The sequence below is a fragment of the Streptomyces scopuliridis genome (genome assembly GCF_042790125.1).
Lineage (GTDB): Bacteria > Actinomycetota > Actinomycetes > Streptomycetales > Streptomycetaceae > Streptomyces > Streptomyces scopuliridis_A.
In genome coordinates this window covers 510,134-530,901 of record NZ_JBHTZS010000002.1, presented here as the reverse complement: position 1 = coordinate 530,901, position 20,768 = coordinate 510,134, and the positions used below count along the sequence as shown (strand labels likewise).

Annotated in this window: 17 protein-coding genes and 2 tRNA genes; 6 read left to right on the top strand and 13 right to left on the bottom strand. The window is 70.2% G+C overall.

The window, feature by feature from the left end:
- Nucleotides 1-58 precede the first annotated feature (58 nt).
- Nucleotides 59-1,510 (bottom strand): catalase, encoded by a 1,452-nt coding sequence (locus tag ACFRKB_RS04610; protein ID WP_383103226.1) that lies wholly within the window; start codon nucleotides 1,508-1,510, stop codon nucleotides 59-61.
- A gap of 144 nt (nucleotides 1,511-1,654) precedes the next feature.
- On the opposite strand from ACFRKB_RS04610, the gene ACFRKB_RS04605 reads away from it, so the two are divergent.
- On the top strand, nucleotides 1,655-2,071 hold the full coding sequence (locus ACFRKB_RS04605) for a Fur family transcriptional regulator (protein WP_030352843.1): 417 nt from the start codon (nucleotides 1,655-1,657) through the stop codon (nucleotides 2,069-2,071).
- A 166-nt stretch (nucleotides 2,072-2,237) separates the two neighbouring features.
- Here ACFRKB_RS04605 and ACFRKB_RS04600 read toward each other — a convergent pair.
- The 4 genes from ACFRKB_RS04600 to ACFRKB_RS04585 all read right to left on the bottom strand — a co-directional run bounded on the left by ACFRKB_RS04600 (nucleotide 2,238) and on the right by ACFRKB_RS04585 (nucleotide 7,581).
- A tRNA-Met gene (locus ACFRKB_RS04600) sits at nucleotides 2,238-2,311 on the bottom strand.
- 66 nt (nucleotides 2,312-2,377) lie between these two features.
- A complete protein-coding gene (locus ACFRKB_RS04595) occupies nucleotides 2,378-4,315 on the bottom strand; it encodes a tetratricopeptide repeat protein (RefSeq protein ID WP_383103224.1) in 1,938 nt (645 codons plus the stop codon).
- Nucleotides 4,316-4,516: 201 nt separating this feature from the next.
- Nucleotides 4,517-4,590, bottom strand: a tRNA-Met gene (locus tag ACFRKB_RS04590).
- Nucleotides 4,591-4,632: 42 nt separating this feature from the next.
- Nucleotides 4,633-7,581, bottom strand: coding sequence for a UPF0182 family membrane protein (locus ACFRKB_RS04585; RefSeq protein ID WP_383103294.1), 2,949 nt, complete (start codon nucleotides 7,579-7,581; stop codon nucleotides 4,633-4,635).
- A gap of 150 nt (nucleotides 7,582-7,731) precedes the next feature.
- On the opposite strand from ACFRKB_RS04585, the gene ACFRKB_RS04580 reads away from it, so the two are divergent.
- A complete protein-coding gene (locus ACFRKB_RS04580) occupies nucleotides 7,732-8,289 on the top strand; it encodes a PPA1309 family protein (RefSeq protein WP_383103222.1) in 558 nt (185 codons plus the stop codon).
- A gap of 44 nt (nucleotides 8,290-8,333) precedes the next feature.
- Here the strand turns inward: ACFRKB_RS04580 and ACFRKB_RS04575 are convergent, their stop codons facing one another.
- The 4 genes from ACFRKB_RS04575 to ACFRKB_RS04560 form a co-directional block, all read right to left on the bottom strand.
- A complete protein-coding gene (locus ACFRKB_RS04575; RefSeq protein WP_383103220.1) occupies nucleotides 8,334-9,422 on the bottom strand; it encodes a YlbL family protein in 1,089 nt (362 codons plus the stop codon).
- 104 nt (nucleotides 9,423-9,526) lie between these two features.
- A complete protein-coding gene (locus ACFRKB_RS04570; protein WP_365977398.1) occupies nucleotides 9,527-9,712 on the bottom strand; it encodes a hypothetical protein in 186 nt (61 codons plus the stop codon).
- Nucleotides 9,713-9,901: 189 nt separating this feature from the next.
- Nucleotides 9,902-10,360 (bottom strand): molybdenum cofactor biosynthesis protein MoaE, encoded by a 459-nt coding sequence (locus ACFRKB_RS04565; RefSeq protein ID WP_383103219.1) that lies wholly within the window; start codon nucleotides 10,358-10,360, stop codon nucleotides 9,902-9,904.
- A gap of 122 nt (nucleotides 10,361-10,482) precedes the next feature.
- A complete protein-coding gene (locus ACFRKB_RS04560) occupies nucleotides 10,483-11,595 on the bottom strand; it encodes an SDR family oxidoreductase (protein WP_383103218.1) in 1,113 nt (370 codons plus the stop codon).
- 309 nt (nucleotides 11,596-11,904) lie between these two features.
- Between ACFRKB_RS04560 and ACFRKB_RS04555 the strand changes: the two genes are divergently transcribed.
- Complete coding sequence (locus tag ACFRKB_RS04555; protein WP_383103216.1) at nucleotides 11,905-13,350, top strand: zinc-dependent metalloprotease; 1,446 nt, start codon at nucleotides 11,905-11,907, stop codon at nucleotides 13,348-13,350.
- Complete coding sequence (locus ACFRKB_RS04550; RefSeq protein WP_383103214.1) at nucleotides 13,347-13,892, top strand: NUDIX hydrolase; 546 nt, start codon at nucleotides 13,347-13,349, stop codon at nucleotides 13,890-13,892. Before ACFRKB_RS04555 ends, ACFRKB_RS04550 begins: the two co-directional genes overlap by 4 nt.
- Before the next feature lie 199 nt (nucleotides 13,893-14,091).
- Here the strand turns inward: ACFRKB_RS04550 and ACFRKB_RS04545 are convergent, their stop codons facing one another.
- The 4 genes from ACFRKB_RS04545 to ACFRKB_RS04530 form a co-directional block, all read right to left on the bottom strand.
- The gene (locus ACFRKB_RS04545; protein WP_383103213.1) at nucleotides 14,092-14,850 is read right to left on the bottom strand and encodes an AIM24 family protein; all 759 of its coding nucleotides are present in this window, start codon (nucleotides 14,848-14,850) and stop codon (nucleotides 14,092-14,094) included.
- 15 nt (nucleotides 14,851-14,865) lie between these two features.
- A complete protein-coding gene (locus ACFRKB_RS04540; protein WP_383103212.1) occupies nucleotides 14,866-15,546 on the bottom strand; it encodes an AIM24 family protein in 681 nt (226 codons plus the stop codon).
- A gap of 13 nt (nucleotides 15,547-15,559) precedes the next feature.
- Nucleotides 15,560-17,149, bottom strand: coding sequence for a TerD family protein (locus ACFRKB_RS04535; RefSeq protein WP_383103210.1), 1,590 nt, complete (start codon nucleotides 17,147-17,149; stop codon nucleotides 15,560-15,562).
- A gap of 144 nt (nucleotides 17,150-17,293) precedes the next feature.
- Nucleotides 17,294-17,848, bottom strand: a complete 555-nt coding sequence (locus ACFRKB_RS04530; protein WP_383103208.1) for a M48 metallopeptidase family protein — start codon at nucleotides 17,846-17,848, stop codon at nucleotides 17,294-17,296.
- 294 nt (nucleotides 17,849-18,142) lie between these two features.
- Between ACFRKB_RS04530 and ACFRKB_RS04525 the strand changes: the two genes are divergently transcribed.
- Both ACFRKB_RS04525 and ACFRKB_RS04520 read left to right on the top strand, forming a co-directional pair.
- Nucleotides 18,143-19,291, top strand: a complete 1,149-nt coding sequence (locus ACFRKB_RS04525; protein ID WP_383103206.1) for a TOMM precursor leader peptide-binding protein — start codon at nucleotides 18,143-18,145, stop codon at nucleotides 19,289-19,291.
- 42 nt (nucleotides 19,292-19,333) lie between these two features.
- Nucleotides 19,334-20,755 carry an ABC1 kinase family protein gene (locus ACFRKB_RS04520; RefSeq protein WP_383103204.1) on the top strand — a complete coding sequence of 474 codons (1,422 nt, stop codon included), beginning with the start codon at nucleotides 19,334-19,336 and terminating at the stop codon, nucleotides 20,753-20,755.
- The last annotated feature ends 13 nt before the right edge of the window (nucleotides 20,756-20,768 follow it).

The following is a 20,768-nucleotide window of genomic DNA, read 5'->3' as shown; positions in this document are numbered from 1 at the left end:
GGCGTCAGGGGCCGGATCCCGAAGGACCCGGCCCCTGACGTCTCGGCGCGAGAGGCTGTCAGCCGCGAAGGGCCTGGACCGCGGCCTCCAGCCGCTTGCCGAAGTCACCGTCCGCCTGGCGGAAGTTGTTCACCGCGCGCTCGGCGATGTCGTCGCGCGAGACCTGGGAGATGAACCCGGCGAGGTTGTCGATCAGCCGGCCCTTCTCGTCCTCGGACAGCATCCGGTACAGATTGCCCGCCTGCACGAAGTCGTTGTCCTCGGCGTGGCTCGGGGCCTCGTGGTTGCCGGTGCCACCGGTGACCGGAACGGACTGCCACAGCGGCTTGTCCGTCTGGAAGGGGCCGCCGAAGCTGTTCGGCTCGTAGTTCTTGGCGCCCTTGTGGCGGCCGTCGTACAGGAAGCCGTCACGGCTGTTCGTCCGCGCCTCGGTGGCGTGCGGACGGTTCACCGGCAGGTGGTCGGCGTTGATGCCGACGCGGTAGCGGTGGGCGTCGCCGTACGCGAACAGACGGCCCTGGAGCATCTTGTCCGGGGAGGGACCGATGCCCGGCACGAAGTGGGCCGGCGAGAAGATGGACTGCTCGACCTCCGCGAAGATGTTCTCCGGGTTGCGGTTGAGCTCCAGCTTGCCGATCTCGATCGGCGGGTAGTCCTCGTGCGGCCAGACCTTGGTCAGGTCGAACGGGTTGAAGCGGTACGTGGCCGCCTCGGCCGCCGGCATCACCTGGATCTGCACCGTCCAGGACGGGAAGTCACCGCGCTCGATGGCCTCGCGCAGATCGCGCTGGTGGCTGTCCGGGTCCTGGCCCGCCAGCACCGCGGCCTCTTCCGAGGTGAGGTTCTTGATGCCCTGGTCGGTCTTGAAGTGGTACTTGACCCAGAAGACCTCGCCGGCCTCGTTGTTCCACTGGTACGTGTGCGAGCCGTACCCGTTCATGTGACGCAGCGTGGCCGGGATACCCCGGTCACCGAACAGCCAGGTCACCTGGTGGGTGGACTCCGGCGACAGACCCCAGAAGTCCCAGACGTTGTCCGCCTCCTGCGAGCCGGTGTACGGGTCGCGCTTCTGGGTGTGGATGAAGTCGGGGAACTTGATGGCGTCCTTGATGAAGAACACCGGGGTGTTGTTGCCGACGAGGTCGTAATTGCCCTCTTCGGTATAGAACTTGAGCGCGAAGCCGCGCGGGTCGCGCACCGCGTCCGCCGAGCCCAGGTTGCCCGCGACGGTGGAGAAGCGCAGGAACGTCTCCGTCTGCTTGCCGACCTCGGAGAGGAACTTCGCCCGCGTCCACTGCGAGACATCACGGGTCAGCGTGAACGTGCCGTACGCGCCGGCGCCGCGCGCGTGCACGATGCGCTCCGGGATGCGCTCACGGTTGAAGTGCGCGAGCTTCTCCAGCAGTGCCTGGTCCTGGACCAGAACGGGACCACCGACGCCCGCGGTCTCGCTGTTCTGGTTGTCGGCGACCGGAGCCCCGGCCTCCGTGGTGAGCGGTCCCTGCGTCACGTGCGCCTCCTGCGTCATTACTGCTCGGTTCTGTCCCTTGGCGAGTGCCGATTCCGATCCTACGATGGACTATGTCTAAGTCAAGCAGCCATCCAAAGTCACACACATTCGGGACCTGGGTCCCCTCACTGTTAGGCTGGTCCCATGAGTGACCTGTTGGAACGACTTCGCGAACGCGGCTGGCGCATGACGGCGCAGCGGCGTGTCGTGGCCGAGGTCCTCGACGGGGAGCACGTGCATCTGACCGCCGACGAGGTACACGCGCGCGCCGTCGCCAGGCTTCCGGAGATCTCCCGGGCCACCGTCTACAACACCTTGGGTGAGATGGTGACGCTCGGTGAAGTGATCGAGGTGTCCACGGACCGCCGGGCCAAGCGGTACGACCCGAACGCGCACCGGCCGCACCACCACCTGGTCTGTGCCCAGTGCGGTGCCATACGCGATGTCCATCCGTCGGGCGATCCGCTGGCCGATCTGCCGGACGGGGAGCGCTTCGGGTTCACCATCTCGGGTGTCGAGGTGACGTATCGGGGAACCTGCCCGAACTGCGCGTCCGCGTAACCGCCTGACGCGTTACGGCTTCACGGATTACCAGTTCACGGATTACCGCTTCACGAAAGGCCCCGGCAGCTGACCGCTGGGGCCTTTCGTCGTAGGACACAGTCGTAGCCAGGACGCACACACCGGAGGCCCGGACCTCTTTCGAGATCCGGGCCTCCGGTTTCAGTAGCGGGGACAGGATTTGAACCTGCGACCTCTGGGTTATGAGCCCAGCGAGCTACCGAGCTGCTCCACCCCGCGTCGATGAACGCAACATTACGTCACGCCACCGACCAGAGCAAATCCCTTTCCGCGCGCCCCGCGTGCTTACGCGGTGAGCTCCTGGTGGAGCGCCTCGCGCAGCCGGGCCGCGCGCTCCGCGACCTCGGCGGGGCCCAGCTCGACGGCGCGCGCGCACCACCGCTGGCCCTCGGTCAGCTCGCCCCGGCGTGCCGCGAGCAGCGCCAGGCGCAGCGCGGCCCGGCCGTGCCCGGCCTGCGCGGCCCTGGTCCACCACAGCGCGGCCTCCCGCTCGCCGCCCTCGCGGGCGAGCAGCAGCCCGAGGTTGAAGGCGCCGTTGCGACTGCCCGCCTCCGCCGCCTCCCGGTACCAGCGCGCCGCGTCCGCGATGTCACCGCGGCCCGCGGCGAGCATGCCGACCCGTACCTGGGCGCGCCGGTGTCCCTGCTCGGCGGCGCGCTCGTACCACTGCTCGCACTCGGTCTTCACGCCGTGCGGCTCCCCGAGCGCGGGCGGTCCCGGCGGCGGCCGGCGCGAGTCGAGGACCGTGGCCAGCCGGAATGCCGCCTCGGCGCTGCCGCCCCCGGCGGCGCAGCGCAGATGGCGCTCGGCCGACCGCTCGTCGCCGTCCCTGAGGCAGGCGATCCCGACCTGGAGGGCCGCTTCCGTGTGACCGGCCGCCGCCGCGCGCTCGTACCAGCGCAGGGCCGTACCGTCGTCGTCGCGTCCCGCGTAGAGGATGCCGAGGTTGAACGCGGCGTCCACGCTGCCCGCCTCGGCGGCCTTGGAGAACCAGGGTTCGGCGCCGGTCGGATCGTCGGCCTGGAGCAGCAGGACGGCGAGGGCGTTGGCGGCCTCGCGGTGGCCCGCGTAGGCGGCACGGCGGTACCACTGCTCGGCCTGGACGGTACGGTCCTGGGCGGCGCAGAGCAGCCCCAGGTTGTACGCCCCGTTCACATCGCCCGCGTCCATGGCGGCGCGGTACCAGCGCTCGGCGGTCTGCTGCTCACCGCGCGCGGCGTGCAGCGCGCCGAGGGCGTTGGCCGCGTTCCCGTCGCCCTCCTGCGCGGCGCGCAGCCACCAGACGGCGGCGCTCTCCTCGTCGCCGGCGTCGCGCAGCAGGAAGCCGAGGGCGCAGGCGGCCCGCGCCTCACCGTCCTTGGCGGAGGTCAGATACCAGCGTCCCGCTTCCTTGAGCTCACCCCGCTTCTCCAGGATCGCGCCCAGGTGCAGCGCGGCCCGGCGATGGCCGCGGGCGGCGGCCTGCCGGTACCACTGCGCGGCCTCGCTGATCAGTGAAGGCCCGCCGGGGGCTCCCTCTCCGGTGTCCTCGCGCGGGCCCGTGTCGGCACCCGGGCGACGGCGGCCGGCCGAGGTCGGGGGGCCCGTACCGCTGCGGTAGACCGCGTCGGCGCCCGGATGGCCCGTCTCGCGCGCCCGTTCCTCCAGGGCGCGGGCGAGCCGGTACGCCGCTTCGCGGTGCCCCTGCTCGGCGGCGGCGCGCAGCCAGCGCTCGGCCCCGACGTCGCTGCGGTGCTCCAGCAGATCGGCGAGGGCGTACGCGCCCAGGGCGTGGCCCTGCTCGGCGGACTGGCGCAGCCAGTACTCGGCGGCGGGGTCGTCGCCCAGCTCGCGGTAGTGCCGTCCCAGCGCGTGGGCCGCGGCCGCGGAGCCGGCGACGGCGGCGACCCGCCACCAGCCGGCCGCCTCGTCGACATAGCCGCGCTGGTGGAGCAGCACCCCCAGGTTGTTGGCCGCGGCGCGTTCGCCCTCAGCGGTCGCGGCACGCAGATAGGGCTCGGCGGCGTCGAGATCGCCTCGGCGCAGCAGCATCGCGCCGAGGACGCTCATCGACGCGGTGTCGCCCGCGTCGGCGGCGCGCCGGTGGCGCTCCTCGGTCTCGGCGTCGGCAGCGGTCTCGGCGGATCCCGCCGCGCCGCTCTCGGCCCGGGCGCCATCCTCTACGTGCCGCTGCACATACCGCCCTGTCTCCAACAGAGTTGTCCTATCCCCCATATTTTCCATCGTCGCACCACTGACCACTCGCGTACAGCCGGTATACCGCGAGCGGTGGTCTCTTCAGCGTTTTGTCGACATGCCCACAGAGAGACAAGTCAAACACGTCGACGGCCAACTCGCGTGACCTGACACACAGTTGGCACTCGTGGCGCGGCACACATGGCGAGGGCCCGGATCCTGGTAAGGATCCGGGCCCTCGACTTCGCGTAGCGGGGACAGGATTTGAACCTGCGACCTCTGGGTTATGAGCCCAGCGAGCTACCGAGCTGCTCCACCCCGCGTCGTTGTGATGCAACCGTATCACGGGGTGGAGTGCCGTCTGCTCAGCCGCTGTTGTTACCGCCGTTCCCGCCGTCCCCGCTGTCGCCGCCGTTCCTGGCGCCGGATTCGGAGCCGGAGCCGGAGCCGGATCCGGTGTCCGCGTCGGCGGCCCGCTGGAGCGCGTCCTGAAGCTCCTGCTGAGCCTTGCCGTACGCGGTCCAGTCCTGCTTCTTCAGCGCCGCCTCACCGTCCTCGTACGCCTTCTGGGCGTCCGCGATGGCCTGTTGCAGCGCCTTGTCACCGGTGGCCGGCGGCTTGGTGGTCTCGCCCGGGGGCGGCGGGGTGGTGGGCGTCGGCGAACTCTCCGCCCCGAACACCGCGTTGAGCGCCTCGGGGAGGCTGTCCTTGAAGACGGGCTTGCCGCCGTACGAGACGGCCACCTTCTTCAGCAGCGGATAGTTCGCGCTGCCACCGCGCGCGTACACGGGCTCGATGTACAGGAAGCCTCCGTTGAGCGGCACCGTCAGGAGGTTGCCGTACTCGATGTCCGAGTCGGTGCCTCTCAGGTTCCTGACGAACTCGGCGACTTCGGGCACACCGTTCAGCTCGCTCTGCACCTGTTGCGGGCCCTGCACGGTGGAGGTGACTCTCAGGACTCTGATCTTGCCGAAGTCCGAACTGGTCGCATCGGCGTCCACCGCCATGAACGCACCCAGGTTGGGGCGTCCGTTGGGCGTGAAGGTGGTGGTCAGCGAGAACTTCTGCTCGTTCTGGCCGGGCATCTTCAGGCTCAGGTAGTACGGCGGGACGGAGTTGCTGTCCTTGTTGGTCGGATCGTCCGGCACCTGCCACGCGTCACTGCCGCTGTAGAACTGCGCGGGGTCCGTGACGTGGTAGCGGGTGAGCAGCTCGCGCTGCACCTTGAACATGTCCTGCGGGTAGCGCAGATGGGACAGCAGGTCGGGCTTGATCTCGGACTTCGGCTGCACCGTGTCCGGGAACGCCTTCATCCAGGTCTTGAGCACCGGGTCCTTGGTGTCCCACTCGTAGAGCTTGACCGTGCCGTCATAGGCGTCGACGGTGGCCTTCACCGAGTTCCGGATGTAGTTGACCTGGTTCTGCTGCGCGACGACCGCGCGCTGGCTGTCGGTCAGCGAGTCGGCCGTGGTGTCGCCGAGGGTCGTACGGGACGCGTACGGATAGCCGTTCGTCGTGGTGTACGCGTCGACGATCCACTGGATACGGCCGTCGACCACGGCGGGATAGGCGTCGCCGTCGATCGTCAGCCAGGGCGCGACGGCCTCGACGCGCTCCTTGGGCGTGCGGTTGTAGAGAATCCGCGAGCCGTCGCCGATGGCGCCGGAGTAGAGCATCTGGGGCTCGCTGAAGGCCACGGCGTACGCCGCGCGGTTCAGCGGGTTGGAGAGATCGACTCCGCTCTTGCCCTTGTAGCTCGTCGTCCGCTCACCGTTCTTCTCGTAGTCCAGCTCCTTCTGCGGGCCGCCCACGATCGAGTACTGCTCGGTCTTCTCGCCGTAGTAGACGCGCTGCTCGTGCGTGGGGAGCTGGCCGGTCGTCGGCAGGCCGGACTCGGTGAAGTCCGGGGCGCCGACGGTGCCGTCGTTCTCGTCCGTCACCGTGTTCGTGCCCTTGGACGCGATCAGACCGTACCCATGCGTGTACGTGAAGTGATCGTTGATCCAGTTGCGCTTGGGGATACCGGTGATGTTCAGCTCGCGCAGACCGACGACCGTGTCCTGCGGCTTTCCGTCGGGGCCGGTGTACCGGTCGACGTCCAGCGTGGCGGGGAACTGGTAGTACTTACGCTCCTGCTGGAGCTGCTGGAACGCGGGCGAGACCACATTGGGGTCGACCAGCCGGTAGCTGGCGGCGGTGTCGGCCGCCTTGCGCTGCTCGGCCTTCTTGTCCGGGTCGCCCTTGCCGCCGTAGTCCTGCACATCGGCGCTGTCGATGCCGTACGCCTTGCGCGTGGCGTCGATGTTCTTCTGGATGTACGGCGATTCCTTGGCCTGCTCGTTCGGCTGGACCTGGAACTTCTGCACGATCGCCGGGTAGAGGCCGCCGATGAGGATCGCCGACAGGACCATCAGACCGAAGCCGATCACCGGCAGCTGCCACGTACGGCGCCAGAGCGTCGCGAAGAACAGCAGGGCGCAGATGACGGCGATGCAGAAGAGGATCGTCTTCGCCGGAAGATAGGCGTTGGCGTCGACGAACCGCAGGCCCGTCCAGTTGCCCGCCGCCTTGAAGTCGCTGGACTTCACGGCCAGCCCGTACCGGTCGAGCCAGTACGCCACGGCCTTCAGCGAGACGAAGACACCGAGCAGCACCGACAGATGGCCGGTGGCCGCGGCGGTGGCCCGCGCGCCGGGGCTGGTGATCCGCAGCCCGCCGTACAGGTAGTGGGTCAGCGCGGCGGCGATCAGGGACAGGACGGTCGCCGCGAAGCCGAAGGCCAGCATGAAGCGGTACCAGGGAAGATCGAACGCGTAGAACGACACGTCCATCTTGAACTGGGGGTCCTTCTGCCCGAAGGCCACCCCGTTCACCCACATCAGCCACGTACGCCACTGTCCCGCGGCGGACGCCCCGGAGATCAGCCCGACGAGCGCGGTGATCGCCAGGAGCACCCACTTCTTGTACGGGGCGATCCCCATCCGGTACCGGTCGAGGTTCTGCTGCTCCATCGACATCGCGCTGAGCGGCGGCCGCAGCCGGTGCGCCAGCCAGATGTTGAGGCCGACGGCGCCGGCCATCAGCAGCCCGAAGACCGCGAACAGACCGATCTTGGTCCAGAGCGTGGTGGTGAACACCGAGGAGTACTTCACCGAGCGGTACCAGAGCCAGTCGGTCCAGAACCCCGCGAACATGACGAAGAGCATGGCCAGCACGGCCAGCACGCCCAAGGTCATGAGCAGGGTCCGGACCCGCCGAGAGGGCCGGCCCACTCTCATCCGTGGCCCGGCTGGGCCTCCGCCGCGGTCCGGCATCTGGAAAGCCAACGTGCGCACCTCTAAGTTCGCGGTCGTGTGATTCAGCGTGTGAAAAGCGGGCCCCGCGATCGTAGAGCCCACTCATGCAACTTACTGAGGCTTTACCTAGTTCCCGTACCCGGGTCCGAAGGAGGCAGGATATTGCCCATGTCCAACGTCTCTCCCTCAGGCACCCCCATGGCCGCGAGCCCGCTGACCCGCGCGGTGCTCGAAATCGACGAATACGCGTCGGGTCTCGGCTGGGACCAGCCGGCCAGGCTCTTCGCACTCGTCGACACCGCGCGGCTGCGCGCCGACGAGCCGGAGCTCGCGGCCCAGCTGGGTCTCGACGACGCCGGGTCCGCCGCGCCCCTCACCCCTATCGAGCAGGACGAGATCCCGTCCGGCACCCCGCTGGACGAGTTCCTCGCCACCATCGCGTGGCCCGGGGCGGTGGCGGGCTGCGCGATGACGGTCGAGCGGCTGATGCTGCCGCCGTCCGCGGAGGCGTCCGTACCGGAAGGTCTCGACGAGGCCGGGCTCGCCTCGTGGGTCTCCGCCCACCCGGAGCGTCAGGAGGTACGGATGACCGTGGCCGTGCTGCGTGACGGCGCCCGGGAGTCCGCGCTGCGGCTGCGCGAGAAGGACTCTCCCAGCGAGGTCCTCACCGGCTCGGGGCTGGTCCCGGGACTGGCCGAGGCGCTCTCCGCCACGTTCGAGGCGTAAGCGGCTCCCTTTCGGTCTCTCTCTCGTCCCGGGGACGCGGCCGGTCAGCTCGCCGAACAGCTCGGCAGGCCGGCCGTGTCCCCGGCGCGGATCTTGTCCAGGGACTTCGTGGCGTCCGCGATGGTCTTCACCCTGACCAGCGTGAGGCCCTTGGGGATGTCGGAGACCGCCGCCGCGCAGTTCTGGTCCGGGGTGAGGAAGTACTCCGCGCCCGCGGCGCGCGCGCCGACGAGCTTCATCTCGATGCCGCCGATCGGTCCGACGGTGCCCTTGTCGTCGATCGTGCCCGTACCGGCGACGAACTTGCCGCCCGTCAGAGAACCGGGTGTGAGTTTGTCGACAAGGCCGAGGGAGAACATCAGCCCGGCGCTCGGGCCGCCCACATCGGCCAGCTTGATGTCCATCGTGAACGGGAACGTGTGGTCGGTGCCGGCCTGGATGCCCACGATCGCCCGGTCGCCGTCGGGGGCCTTCGCCGTGGTGACCGTCACCTTCTCGCTCGCCTCCGGCTCCTTGCCCGCCTTCTCCGCCGCCTTCGCCTCGTCGGCGGGGACGATGGTGAAGGAGACGTCCTCGCCGGGCTGGTGCTTGGTGACGAGCTTCGCGACGTCCTGCGGCTCCTTGACCGGCGTACCGTCCACGGCCTTGATCACATCGCCGGCGTGCAGCGTGCCCTCGGAGGGGCTGTCCTTGATCACGGAGGAGACGATGATCCGCGACGACACCGGGATGTTCAGCTGCCGCAGGGCCGCGACCTTGGCGCTCTCCTGGGACTGGCTGAATTCTTCGGCGTTCTCCTGCGTGGACTGCTCTTCCGTCTTGCCGTCCGGATACAGGGTGTCGTGCGGCACCACCACGTTGTCGTGGGCCAGCCAGCCGTAGACCGCCTCGACGATGTTCATGTTGTAGTCCGCGCCGGTGACCCTGACCGTCGTCATATTGAGATGACCCGAGGTCGGATACGTCTTGCGGCCGGAGATCTGGAGTACGGGCTCACCGCCCGCGTCACCGAGTGTGTTCACCGTCGGCCCGGGGCTCATCTCCGAATACGGCACTTTGATCAGCACGCCTGCGCAGAGCAGCGCGATGAGGACGAGGGTGGAGGCGAGCATCGTCGCGGTGCGGCGTGGCATGGAACGACAGTACGGGAAGGGTCTGTCAGTGCACCCCTGGGGCCGGTCCGTACGGGGCGGGGGCGGCGGTGCCGCGCAGCGACGGCGTACGGACCGCGACGACGTCAGACAGCGTCGGACCCGGCGGATGCCGGGGCGGAGGGTGCCTTCTCCATCGCGTCACGGAACCGGGCGTAGCCGTTGAGCTCGGCTATGTCCCCGATCGTGCGGTCCCTGGAGACCCAGCTTCCCCATATACCGGCGCCTATGGCGGCGAAGAGCGGAATCAAGAGCCAGGCAAGTGCGGCCATTTCGATCTCCCGACCTCAAGTGAGCGTCTGTGACTGACAGATCAGCAGATAACCATCTGCTGACAACAACGCTGCTGGCCGGGGTGCGGTTACGCAAATCGGGCCGTAGGGGTACTGACCGGGTTTCAGACGGCCCGAAGCGCGAGAAGCGCGCGTGCGGACCGCCTGCGGACCGCCTCCGGACATGCCTCAGGCGCCGACCCACTCCTCCGTGCCGTCCGAGAATTTCTGGTGTTTCCAGATCGGGACCTCGTGCTTGAGGTCGTCGATCAGCTTCCGGCAGGCCTCGAACGCCTCCCGCCGATGGGGGCAGGAGACCGCCACGACGACCGCCAGATCTCCGACCTCCAGATCACCCACACGGTGGACAGCGGCCAGCGCGCGCACGGGATAGTCGGCGACGACCTTCTCCGCGACCCGTCGCAGCTCGGCCTCGGCCGTGGGATGGCTGTGGTAGCCGAGGGTGTCGACATCGGCGCCGCCGTCGTGGTCGCGCACCGTGCCGACGAAGAGCGCCGTGCCTCCGGCCGCGTCGTCGCCGACCGCGCGGAAGACCTCGTCGACGCTCAGCGGGGTGTCGCGTATCGCCAGCAGCCGGATCGGGTCCTGCGCCGCCTGCTCACCGGGGTGGGAATGGGTGCTCGCCATGAAAGCCATCGTGCCGTACGGCACTGACATCACGGAACAGCGCTTCCGCCCGGCACGGGGCGTACCGCTTGGAGGGTCGTACGGCCGGGTGGGCCCTGGACCACTCCCCTGGGCCGCTTCCCCTAGAGCCTGCGCCGCGCCTTGCGGGCCCGCCGTACCAGCGCGGCCGTACCGAGCAGCGCCACCGTCGCGCCCGCGGCGCCCGCCGCGGTGGCGTCCTTGCGGCCGAGCCTGCGGCCGGCGACCGTGTGACGGCCCTCCACTTCCTCCAGGAGAGCGGCGAGGACCTCTTCGTTGGTCCAGCGTGGCCGCCAGCCCGCGTCGTGCAGCCTGCTGACGCTGACCACCCAGGGATGCATGGTGTAGGCGAGGTCGCCGGCGGGCGAGGGGGTGAGGCCGATCCTGTGCAGCCGGGCCGCGGCTCCCAGGGCGACCGCCGACGGCAGTTCCATCCGGCGGATGCCGCTCAGCTCCTCGACCTCCTCCTGCTCCAGCCAGCCCTCACAGCCGACCGCGAACTCCCCGTCCACCTTCTCCAGCGCGGCGTACTCCAGGGCGCTGACCAGATCGTCGACATGGCAGAACTGCCAGGTGGGACGGGATCCGGCGACGACGAGCAGCCGTGGCGACTCGAAGTAGCGGGTGAGGGCCGTGTCCGTGCCGCCGACCAGGACGGCGGGGCGTACGACCGTCACATTGAGGCCGGGGTGCGCGCGGGGCGCGCGGCGGCCGAGGCGCTCGATCTCCAGCAGATCGCCGACGCCGGTCGCCTCGGCGGTCGCGCGCAGCTCGGCGTCCTCGGAGAGCGGGATGTCGTTGTCGGGCAGCGCGCCGTAGACCATGGCCGAGGTGCAGAGCACGACCCGGTGCACCCCCGCGGCGGCGGCGGCCGTGAGCACGGTCTGCGTGCCGCGCACGTTGTACGCCGTACGGGCGGTCGCGTCGGTCTCCAGGTCGAGATCGAGCGCGAGATGTACCACGACATCCGCCCCGCGCAACTTCTCCGCGATGGCCGGGTCGCGGACATCGAGGACATGCCACTGCGCCTCGGAGACCTCGCCCCTGCGCTCGTCGATGGCGATGACCTGCTTGATCTCCTCGGACGCGGCCAGGCGGCGGGTGAGCAGGTCACCCACCCCGGAGGCAGCGCCGGTGACCGCGACGACGGGGCCGCGGGACGGGGGCGTGGTTGAGCGGTTTCGCGCTGCGCGAACCTGCGGATCTGGGGAACTCACCGGGCGTCTCCAGCGGTTGTCTTCAATACGTACGTGAATGACGCGTACGTACCAGGTGATGTCCATCCTGCCGCAGGCCATGGTCCGGCGGAGCACCGAGCCCGGAAGCCGCCCGGGTGTCGAAATGGTATGCCGCCCTCGGAAGCGGGAGAGACAGCAGGTCGGAGGCAGGGTCCCGGGCAGTACGGCGGGGCGCGGCCCGCGGCCCGCGAAGCCACCCTGACCCGCCCGGAGCCGCTTAGGCTGGGTGGTGTAGTCGGGCAGCCGCCGCCGGCAGCAAGCCGGTGGCCCTACGAGCCGAGGAACCCCGTGAGTGACACCCCATTCGGATTCGGCCTTCCGCCGGAGGAGCCGGAGGACGGCGACGGCAAGAAGAAGGACCCCGCCGGAGGTGGTCAGGGTGCCGGTGGCGGTCCCGTGAACCCCTTCGCGGGGTTCGGGCTGCCGGGCGGCGCGGGCGGTGCGGACAATCCGTTCGCCGCGATGTTCGGCTCGCTCAACCCCAGCGACCTGGGCGCGGCCTTCCAGCAGCTCGGCCAGATGCTGAGCTATGAGGGCGGTCCCGTGAACTGGGACATGGCCAAGCAGATCGCCCGCCAGACGGTCGCCCAGGGCACACCGGACGGCACGAAGGACGCGAGCGTCGGGCCCTCCGAGCGCGCCGCGGTCGAGGAGGCCGTACGGCTCGCCGACATCTGGCTGGACGGCGTGACGTCCCTGCCCTCCGGGGCCAACACGGCGGTGGCGTGGAGCCGCGCCGAGTGGGTCGAGGCGACACTGCCCGCGTGGCAGCAGCTCGTCGATCCGGTGGCGGAGCGCGTCGGTACGGCCATGGGCGAGGTGCTGCCCGAGGAGATGCAGTCCGTGGCCGGTCCGCTGATCGGCATGATGCGCTCCATGGGCGGCGCCATGTTCGGCCAGCAGATCGGACAGGCCGTGGGCGTGCTGGCGGGCGAGGTGGTCGGTTCGACCGACATCGGGCTCCCGCTCGGCCCGGCGAACAGGGCCGCGCTGCTCCCGCTGAACATCGAGGCGTTCAGCAAGGACCTCGGGGTGCCGAAGGACGAGATCCGGCTGTATCTGGCGCTGCGCGAGGCCGCCCATCAGCGGCTCTTCGCCCATGTGCCCTGGCTGCGGTCGCATATGTTCGGCGCGGTCGAGGGCTATGCCCGGGGGATCAAGGTGGACACGACCAAGCTGGAGGACGTGGTCGGCCAGTTCGACCCGACACATCCCGAGGAGCTTCAGGAAGCGCTCCAGCAGGGCATGTTCCAGCCCGAGGACACACCCGAGCAGAAGGCCGCGCTGGCCCGTCTGGAGACGGCGCTCGCGCTGGTCGAGGGATGGGTGGACGCGGTGGTCCACGAGGCCGCGAAGTCCCGGCTCACGGGCGCCGACGCGCTGCGCGAGACGCTGCGCAGGCGGCGCGCCTCCGGTGGTCCGGCCGAGCAGACCTTCGCCACCCTCATCGGTCTCCAGCTGCGCCCGCGCCGGCTGCGGGACGCTTCCCGGCTGTGGGCCTCGCTCACGGACGCGCGGGGTGTCGACGGCCGCGACCGTCTGTGGGAGCACCCGGACATGCTGCCGACGGCCTCCGATCTGGACGACCCGGACGGCTTCGTCCACCACGAGCAGCTTGACTTCTCCGAGCTGGACAAGATGCTCGGCGAGGCGGCGGGCGGCAAGCCGGACCTCCGCAAGGACGACGGGGACAAGGCAGGACCGGACGACGACAAGGGCGACGGCGACAAGTGAGCCTGCACGACGACGCGGTTCTCGTACTGAAGGGCTACGAGAACCAGCCAGAGCTGCGCGGGCTCTATCTGGACCATCTGGACGCTCATCCCGACGCGATGTGGAAGTCCTGCGGGGCCGGGCATCTGACGGCCAGCGCGCTGGTGATCGATCAGGAACGCGGCCGGGTCCTGCTGACCCTGCACAAGAAGCTCGGCATGTGGCTCCAGATGGGCGGCCACTGCGAGCCCGGTGACACCTCGCTGGAGCGGGCGGCGCTGCGCGAGGCCGCGGAGGAGTCCGGGATCGAGGGGCTGACGCTGCTGGCGGGCGGTCCCGTACAGCTGGACCGGCACGCGATCCCGGCCCCGTGCCACTGGCATTTCGATGTCCAGTACGCGGCGCTGGCGCCTTCCGGGGCGGTCGAGGCGATCAGCGAGGAGTCGCTGGATCTGCGCTGGTTCTCCTACGACGAGGCCGCGGAGGTGGGCGACGGCTCGGTGGTACGGCTGGTGGAGAGCGGCCGTGCCGCGCTGCGCGAGCGGGAGGGGCGGAGCGGCTGAGAAGGGGCGGCCCGTGCAGGCCGCCCCTTTCCGCCGGTCCGTTCCGCCGGTCCGTTCCGCCGGTCCGTTCCGCCGGTCCGTTCCGCCGGTCCGTTCCGCCGGTCCGTTCCGCCGGTCCGGGACCCGGCGCGGTGTCATCCGCGTCCGGTGTCCCCCGGGTCCGGAGTCCCCCGTGCCCGGTGTCACCCGCGTCGACGGGTCAGCGGCTCCAGACGTTGTTCTGGTTCTGGCCATGGGCGCCCTGCTGCCCGACCCCGTACTGAGCCCCGAGGCCCTGTCCGATCACCGCGTGCTGCGGCGGCATGACCTCGCTGGGCTGGACCAGCGCGTAGCCCTGGCCGAGGAAGCTCAGCTCCCAGCCCTCGCCGGTGTTGCCGCGCCGCCGCATCACCCCCGAGGAATGCGTCTGCGCCTGCATCTGCACCCGCAGGCCGGAGGACCACGCGACGACCGCGTCGGCGTCCGCGCTGACGTACGTCTCCGGCGTGACCCGCATCATCAGCGGCAGGCCCGAGGTCATCAGCGCGACCTTGCCCCGGCCTGAGATGTTCAGCTGGTACTTGCCCGAGCCGGAGATGCCGTACTGGCTGTCCACCGCGATGACTTCGGTGTGCAGCGTGGAGTCGAGCGCCAGCACATAGGCGCTGTCGACCGTCATCCCCTCCTGGTCGACGTCCACCACGTGGATGTACTGGGCGAGATTGGCCAGATAGACCGTGCCCTGCCCCGAGCAGCGCATCAGCTCCAGCCCCTCACCGGTGCGCGCGCGGGACTGGCGCTGGCTCTGCGACTGGTACTCCCCGTCGAAGTCGATCAGCCCCTGGTAGGCGACCATCGCGCCCTTGCGGGCGAGGACATCGTCCTGGCCGGTGAGCGCGACCCGCAGCAGCTGCGGGTTCTGTACCGCGTAGCGGTCCTGGGACTGCTGCTCGGTGTAGGCGAAAAGCGGACTCTGCATGGTGAGTTCTCCCCCTCAGCCCTGGACCCGCAGGCGGTCGGTGCTGTCCTCGCTGGGCTGTACGACCACGATTCCCGAGCCGGAGAAGGCCATCTGGTAGGCCTCCCCGCTGCCGCGCCCGATCAGCGCGGAGGCCTTGAAGCTGCGCTTGCCCTTCACCTTCAGAGCCGGCGACCAGGCGACGAGGGCGTCCGGGTCCACATAGGTCTCGTCCTCGCCCCGGCCGCAGTCGACGACGATCGGGGTGCCGCGCGAGGTCAGGGCGACCCAGCCGGTCCCGGAGATCTGTACGTTCCACAGCCCCTGGCCGGCGAACTTGGCCAGTCCCTTCACGCGCTCGACGCCCCACTGGAGGTGCGCGTCGAAGGCGAGCAGGTTGCTGCCGTTGACCGAGAGCGCGTCGTTGTCGAGGTTGATGACGACGACATCCGCGCCGTAGTCGGCGAGATAGAGCAGGCCGTCGCCCGCGCACTTCATCAGGGGCGTGCCCTCGCCGGTCACCCACTGGGAGGCGATCTGGCGGATGGCGGGCGGGTTCGGCTCGTACTGGATGAAGCCCTCATAGGCGATCATCGAGCCGGTGCGTGCGAAGAGGTCCTGGCCCGAGGCCATCGCGACCTTGAGCATGGCGCGGCCGTGGTTCTCCATCCGGGCCGCGACGGGGGTGGGGGCAAAGCCCGCGAGCTGCTGGTTCATTGTCCGGGCTCCCTCAGACCTCGTACGGCTGGACGACGATGAAGTTGCCGGGGGCTCCCCGGAACTGGAGGTTCACGGTCTCCCCGCTGTGGCCGGGGTACGCGTTGCGCCGCAGCCTGACCTGGCTGGAGATGATCACCTGGGACGCGGCCGACCAGGCGACGACGGCATTGCAGTCGGCGAAGGTCGTGGGCGTGACGGGCAGGACGACCGGGGTGCCGTGGGTCTTCACGACCACGGTGCCCGTGCCCTGGAACAGCATGGTGAACAGCGCGCCGCCGGGGATCCCGTGGCCCTCGATACGGCGGATCTCGTACTGGAGGCTCTCGTCGAAGGCGAGGACGTTCTCGGCGGAGACACAGATTCCGTCGCCCTGGAGCTCGACGGGGTGCAGATGCGCGCCGTCTTCGGCGAGGAAGACCTGTCCCTTGCCGGTGCAGCGCATCAGCTGCATCTCCTGGCCGGTGGCGTTGCCGACGATACGGCCGGCGAAACCGGCGCCCTTGTAGCCGAAGTCGACCTTGCCCTGGTACATCACCATGCTGCCCTGGCGGGCGAGGACCGGACTGCCGCCCTCTCCGAGGTCGACACGCATCAACTGGCCGTTCTGCGGGGTCCAGCGCTGGCCCGTGGGCAGTTCCCGGTACGGCTGAAGGGCCGCCTGGAGACCGGCGCCGCCGGGCGGCACGCCCTGGGGGACGCCCTGGGGGACGCCCTGGGGCGGTCCGGGCGGCTGCTGACCGTACGGCGCCGGAGCGGGCTGACCGTAGGGCGCCGGAGCCGGCTGACCGAACGGAGCGGCGGCGGGCTGTCCGTACGGGGCGGCGGCGGGCTGTCCGTACGGGGCGGGCGCGGGTGACGGCGGAGGGACCGTACCGCCCGGCGGGGTCATCGGCGCCACGATGGTCGGCGCCGCGTGCACGGGCGGCGGCGTCGGAGCGGGCGCCGGGGCGGGCGGTCCGGCCGGAGCGCCGAAGGCGGGCGGCGGGGTGCTCTGCGCGGGCGGAGCGAAGGCAGGCGGGGCGAAGGCGGGCGGCGCGCCGCCGGCCACCGGCTCCGGCGCGGCCGGCTCCTCCTCGGCGACCTCGCCGCCGAAGTTCTTCAGCAGCGCGTCGAGACCGCCGTCGAAGCCCTGGCCGACGGCCGCGAACCGCCAGACGTCCTTGAGGTAGAAGTCACCGAGCATCACGGCACGCTCGGTGGTGAACTCCGAGCCGGTGAAGGCGTATCGGACGACTTCCTCGCCGCCCGCGACGATGCGGATGTATCCGGGGCCGACCTGGGACATCTGTCCGGCGCCGTCAAGGGTGGCGGTGAACGAGAGCTTGTGGATATTCGCCGGAATACGGTCCAGCGTGACCCGGAACGACTCGGTGTCCCCGGCCTGCGCGCCCAGCAACTGAAGAGATTCTTCCGGGGACTTCGGCTGATTGAAGAAGATGAAGTAACGGTCGTCCGAGAGCTGCTCGTCGGCATCGAGGCCGAAACAGCTGATGTCGAAGCTCAGCCCGGGGCCCGCGATCTGCACACCTACGTACAGATCCGTCCCCGCTGTGAGATCACTGATCTTGGCCTTGTGACCGCGCTGGAATTCCCTGGCCATGCGTAACGACCGTCCCCCATCCGGAAGGTGATTGCTCGCGTCAGGCTAACGGCTGGGGCTGACAATCAGCCAAGTCGGTACACACTCGGTACAGGATCGCCGAAGGGGACGGAAGTCCCGGCGTCGTCGCGTACCCGGCGGCCGTCATTCCCCGCGCGCGACGGGCAGATAGGGCAGCCGCTCGGCCGCGACCACGCCTTCGAGATAGCCGCGGGCCCGCTCGGTGCGGGGGTAGGCCTCCAGCAGACGCCAGAACCGCGGGCCGTGTCCCGGCACGAGCAGATGGGCCAACTCGTGGACGAGGACGTAGTCGACGACGTACTCCGGCATGCCCTGGAGCCGGTGCGACAGCCGGATGCTGCCCTCGGCGGGGGTGCACGAGCCCCAGCGGGTGTTCTGGTTGGTGACCCATCTGACCGAAGCCGGCCGGGCCCTGCCGCCGAAGTACTGGTCCGACAGCCGCTCGGCCCGTTCCATCAGCTCGCTGTCGCCGAGGACGCGCTTGCTCTCCTGCGCGGCGAGTTTGTCGAGCATCACCGTCACCCAGCGCCGCTCCTCCGCCTCCGACATCCGGGCGGGGATGAGCACGATGGTCCGGTCGCCCTCCCGGTAGGCCGAAACCGTTCTGCTGCGGCGGGTGCTCCTGCGGACCTCGACAGCGCTGGTCCCCGCGAGGCGAGGGGAAGGATCGGCGGACACGCCACGACGTTACCCGCTGCGTGTGGAGGAAGTCCCGCCTCCGCGAGGGTTCTCCCTTGATCCACTTCCCGCACGGCGGGATTTGAATGACTAACGCCCGGCGCTGTGGATAACTTTCCGCACCGTCGACCGGTGTCTTGCATTCTGAGAACACGAAAACGGGAGCCCGGGACATTCCGGAGTGATCATTCCGTGGCGATCACTCGCGATCACTCGGGGGGCGCTCGGGGCGATCACTCGGGGCGATCGCAGAACACGAGAGAAGACCGAGAGCACACGAACGGGGAGGCCGATATGCATCCGACGGTGAAGCCCGCGCTGCGCCGGGCGTGGCGGGAGCGGCAGACCGTGCAGTTCGGGATCACGCCCGCGCACGCGGTGCTGGTGGGTCCGGTCGATACGGCCACGGGCAGCTTCATGGAGCTGCTGGACGGGACACGCGGGCTGCCGTTGTTACGGGAGGAGGCCCGCGCGATGGGGCTGCCGGACGGCCTGGCCGATTCGCTGGTGAAGCGGCTGACCAGGGCCGGGCTGATCGACGATCAGGACGCGGGCGGCGGCGCGGCCGACGCGCTGTGCGGGCGGAGAGCGGTGCTCGACCGGTTGAGGCCCGATCTCGCGTCGCTCTCCGTCGTCCATCCGGAGCCGGGGGCGGGGGCGCGCCGGCTGGCGGCGCGGCGCACGACGCGGGTCCAGATCCGGGGCGCCGGACGGGTGGGTGCGGCGGTCGCGGCGGTGCTCTCCGCCTCCGGGGTCGGGCGGGTCGATGTGCTGGACAGCGGATGTACCGAGGTGTGGGATGTGTCACCCGGCGGGCTGCCCCCGCGGTCCGTGGGTGAGCGCCGGGACACGGCGGCCCGGCAGTTGGTACGGAAGTCCGCGCCAGGACGCGCGCCGCGGGCGGCGGAGTTCGCGGAGTCGGCCGGCGAGGGTGAGCCCGGTCTCTCGCTGGTGATCGTCGCTCCGCGGGACGGGCTCGCGGCCTACGCCCCGGATCCGGCGTCGGCCGAGCCCTGGATCTCCACCGGAACTCCCCATCTCTATACGGGAGTGATCGAGGCCACGGGTGTGGTCGGACCGCTGGTGCTGCCGGGCGGCACGGCCTGCGCGGGCTGTGTCGCCGGGGCGCGCGCGGACCGCGATCCGGGGTGGCCGAGGATGCTGGCGCAGTGGCGCTCCGGGCGTGGGTCCGGCGCCGTACCGGCCTGCGATCTGGGGCTGGCCACGGCGGTGGCGGGACTGGCGGCGGCCCATGCCCTGTCGTTCCTGGACGGGGAGCTGCCGGCCAGTACGGGTGCCCGGTGGGAGGCGTCACTGCCGCTGCTCGACTGGCGGGCGGAGCGGCTCGCACCAAATCCGGAGTGCCCCTGTGGGGCGGCGGGCCAAAGAGAGGGGGAGCGCATGGCCGGGGCCGGGGCGTCGCACGACACAATGGCGGGGTAATCGCCGTACGCGGCATGGCTGTCTGGGATTAGGAGGGGCTCAATGTCTGATCTTCCCCGGAAGGCGGTCACCCGTACCGCGAAGCTGGCCACGCTGCCGCTGGGCTTCGCAGGCCGGGCCACCTGGGGTCTGGGCAAGCGGATCGGCGGGAAGTCCGCGGAGATCGTCGCGCGCGAGCTGCAACAGCGCACGGCCGACCAGCTCTTCAAGGTGCTCGGAGAGCTGAAGGGCGGGGCGATGAAGTTCGGGCAGGCGCTGTCCGTCTTCGAGTCCGCGCTGCCGGAGGAGATCGCCGGGCCCTACCGGGCGGCGCTCACCAAACTCCAGGAAGCGGCGCCGCCCATGCCGACCCGCACGGTGCACGCGGTGCTGGCGGAGCGGCTGGGCGAGGCATGGCGCGAGCTGTTCCTGGAGTTCGAGGACAAGCCGTCGGCCGCCGCGTCGATCGGTCAGGTGCACCGGGCGGTGTGGCACGACGGACGCGAGGTCGCGGTCAAGGTGCAGTATCCCGGGGCGGGCGAGGCCCTGCTGTCGGATCTGACCCAGTTGAGCAGGTTCGCCCGGCTGCTGGGGCCGCTCATTCCGGGGATGGACATCAAGCCGCTGATCAACGAGTTGCGCGACCGGGTGTCCGAGGAGCTGGACTACGCCCTGGAGGCCGAGGCGCAGCGGGAGCACGCGGCGGAGTTCGCGGACGATCCGGATGTCGTGGTGCGGGAGGTGGTGCACCAGGGCGATCAGGTGCTGGTCACGGAGTGGATCGACGGGACACCGCTGGCGGAGGTGATCTCCGACGGCACGCCCGAGGAGCGCGACCGTGCGGGGCAGTTGCTGGCGCGGTTCCTCTTCTCGGGCCCGGCGCGTACGGGCCTGCTGCACGCGGATCCGCACCCGGGGAACTTCCGGCTGCTGCCCGCGGCGGACGCCGAGGAGGACGGTTCGTCCGGTGAACCGCGGCTCGGCGTCCTGGACTTCGGCACGGTGGACCGGCTGCCCGGCGGGCTGCCCGACACGATCGGTGAGGCGCTGTGGATGGCGCTGGAGGGCGACGCCCAGGGGGTGTACGGACTGCTGCGCGACGAGGGGTTCGTCAAGGAGTCCATCGATCTCGACCCGGACGCGGTGCTTGAGTATCTGCTGCCCATCATCGAGCCCGCGGTGGTGGAGGAGTTCACCTTCACCCGAAGCTGGATGCGCGCCCAGGCGGCGCGGATCGCCGACCCGCGTTCTCCCGCCAACCAGTTGGGCAAGCAGCTGAATCTGCCGCCGTCGTATCTGCTGATCCACCGGGTGACGCTGAGCACCATCGGTGTGCTCTGTCAGCTGAGCGCGACGGTACGTCTCCGCGCCGAGCTGGAGGCATGGCTGCCCGGGTTCCTGCCGGAGCCCGGCGACGAGGAGGAGGCGCTGTCGCCACCGGCCGGAGTGGAGCCCGCCCTCGATGGCTCTGATGCGGGCGCGTGAGCACGGGAAGACA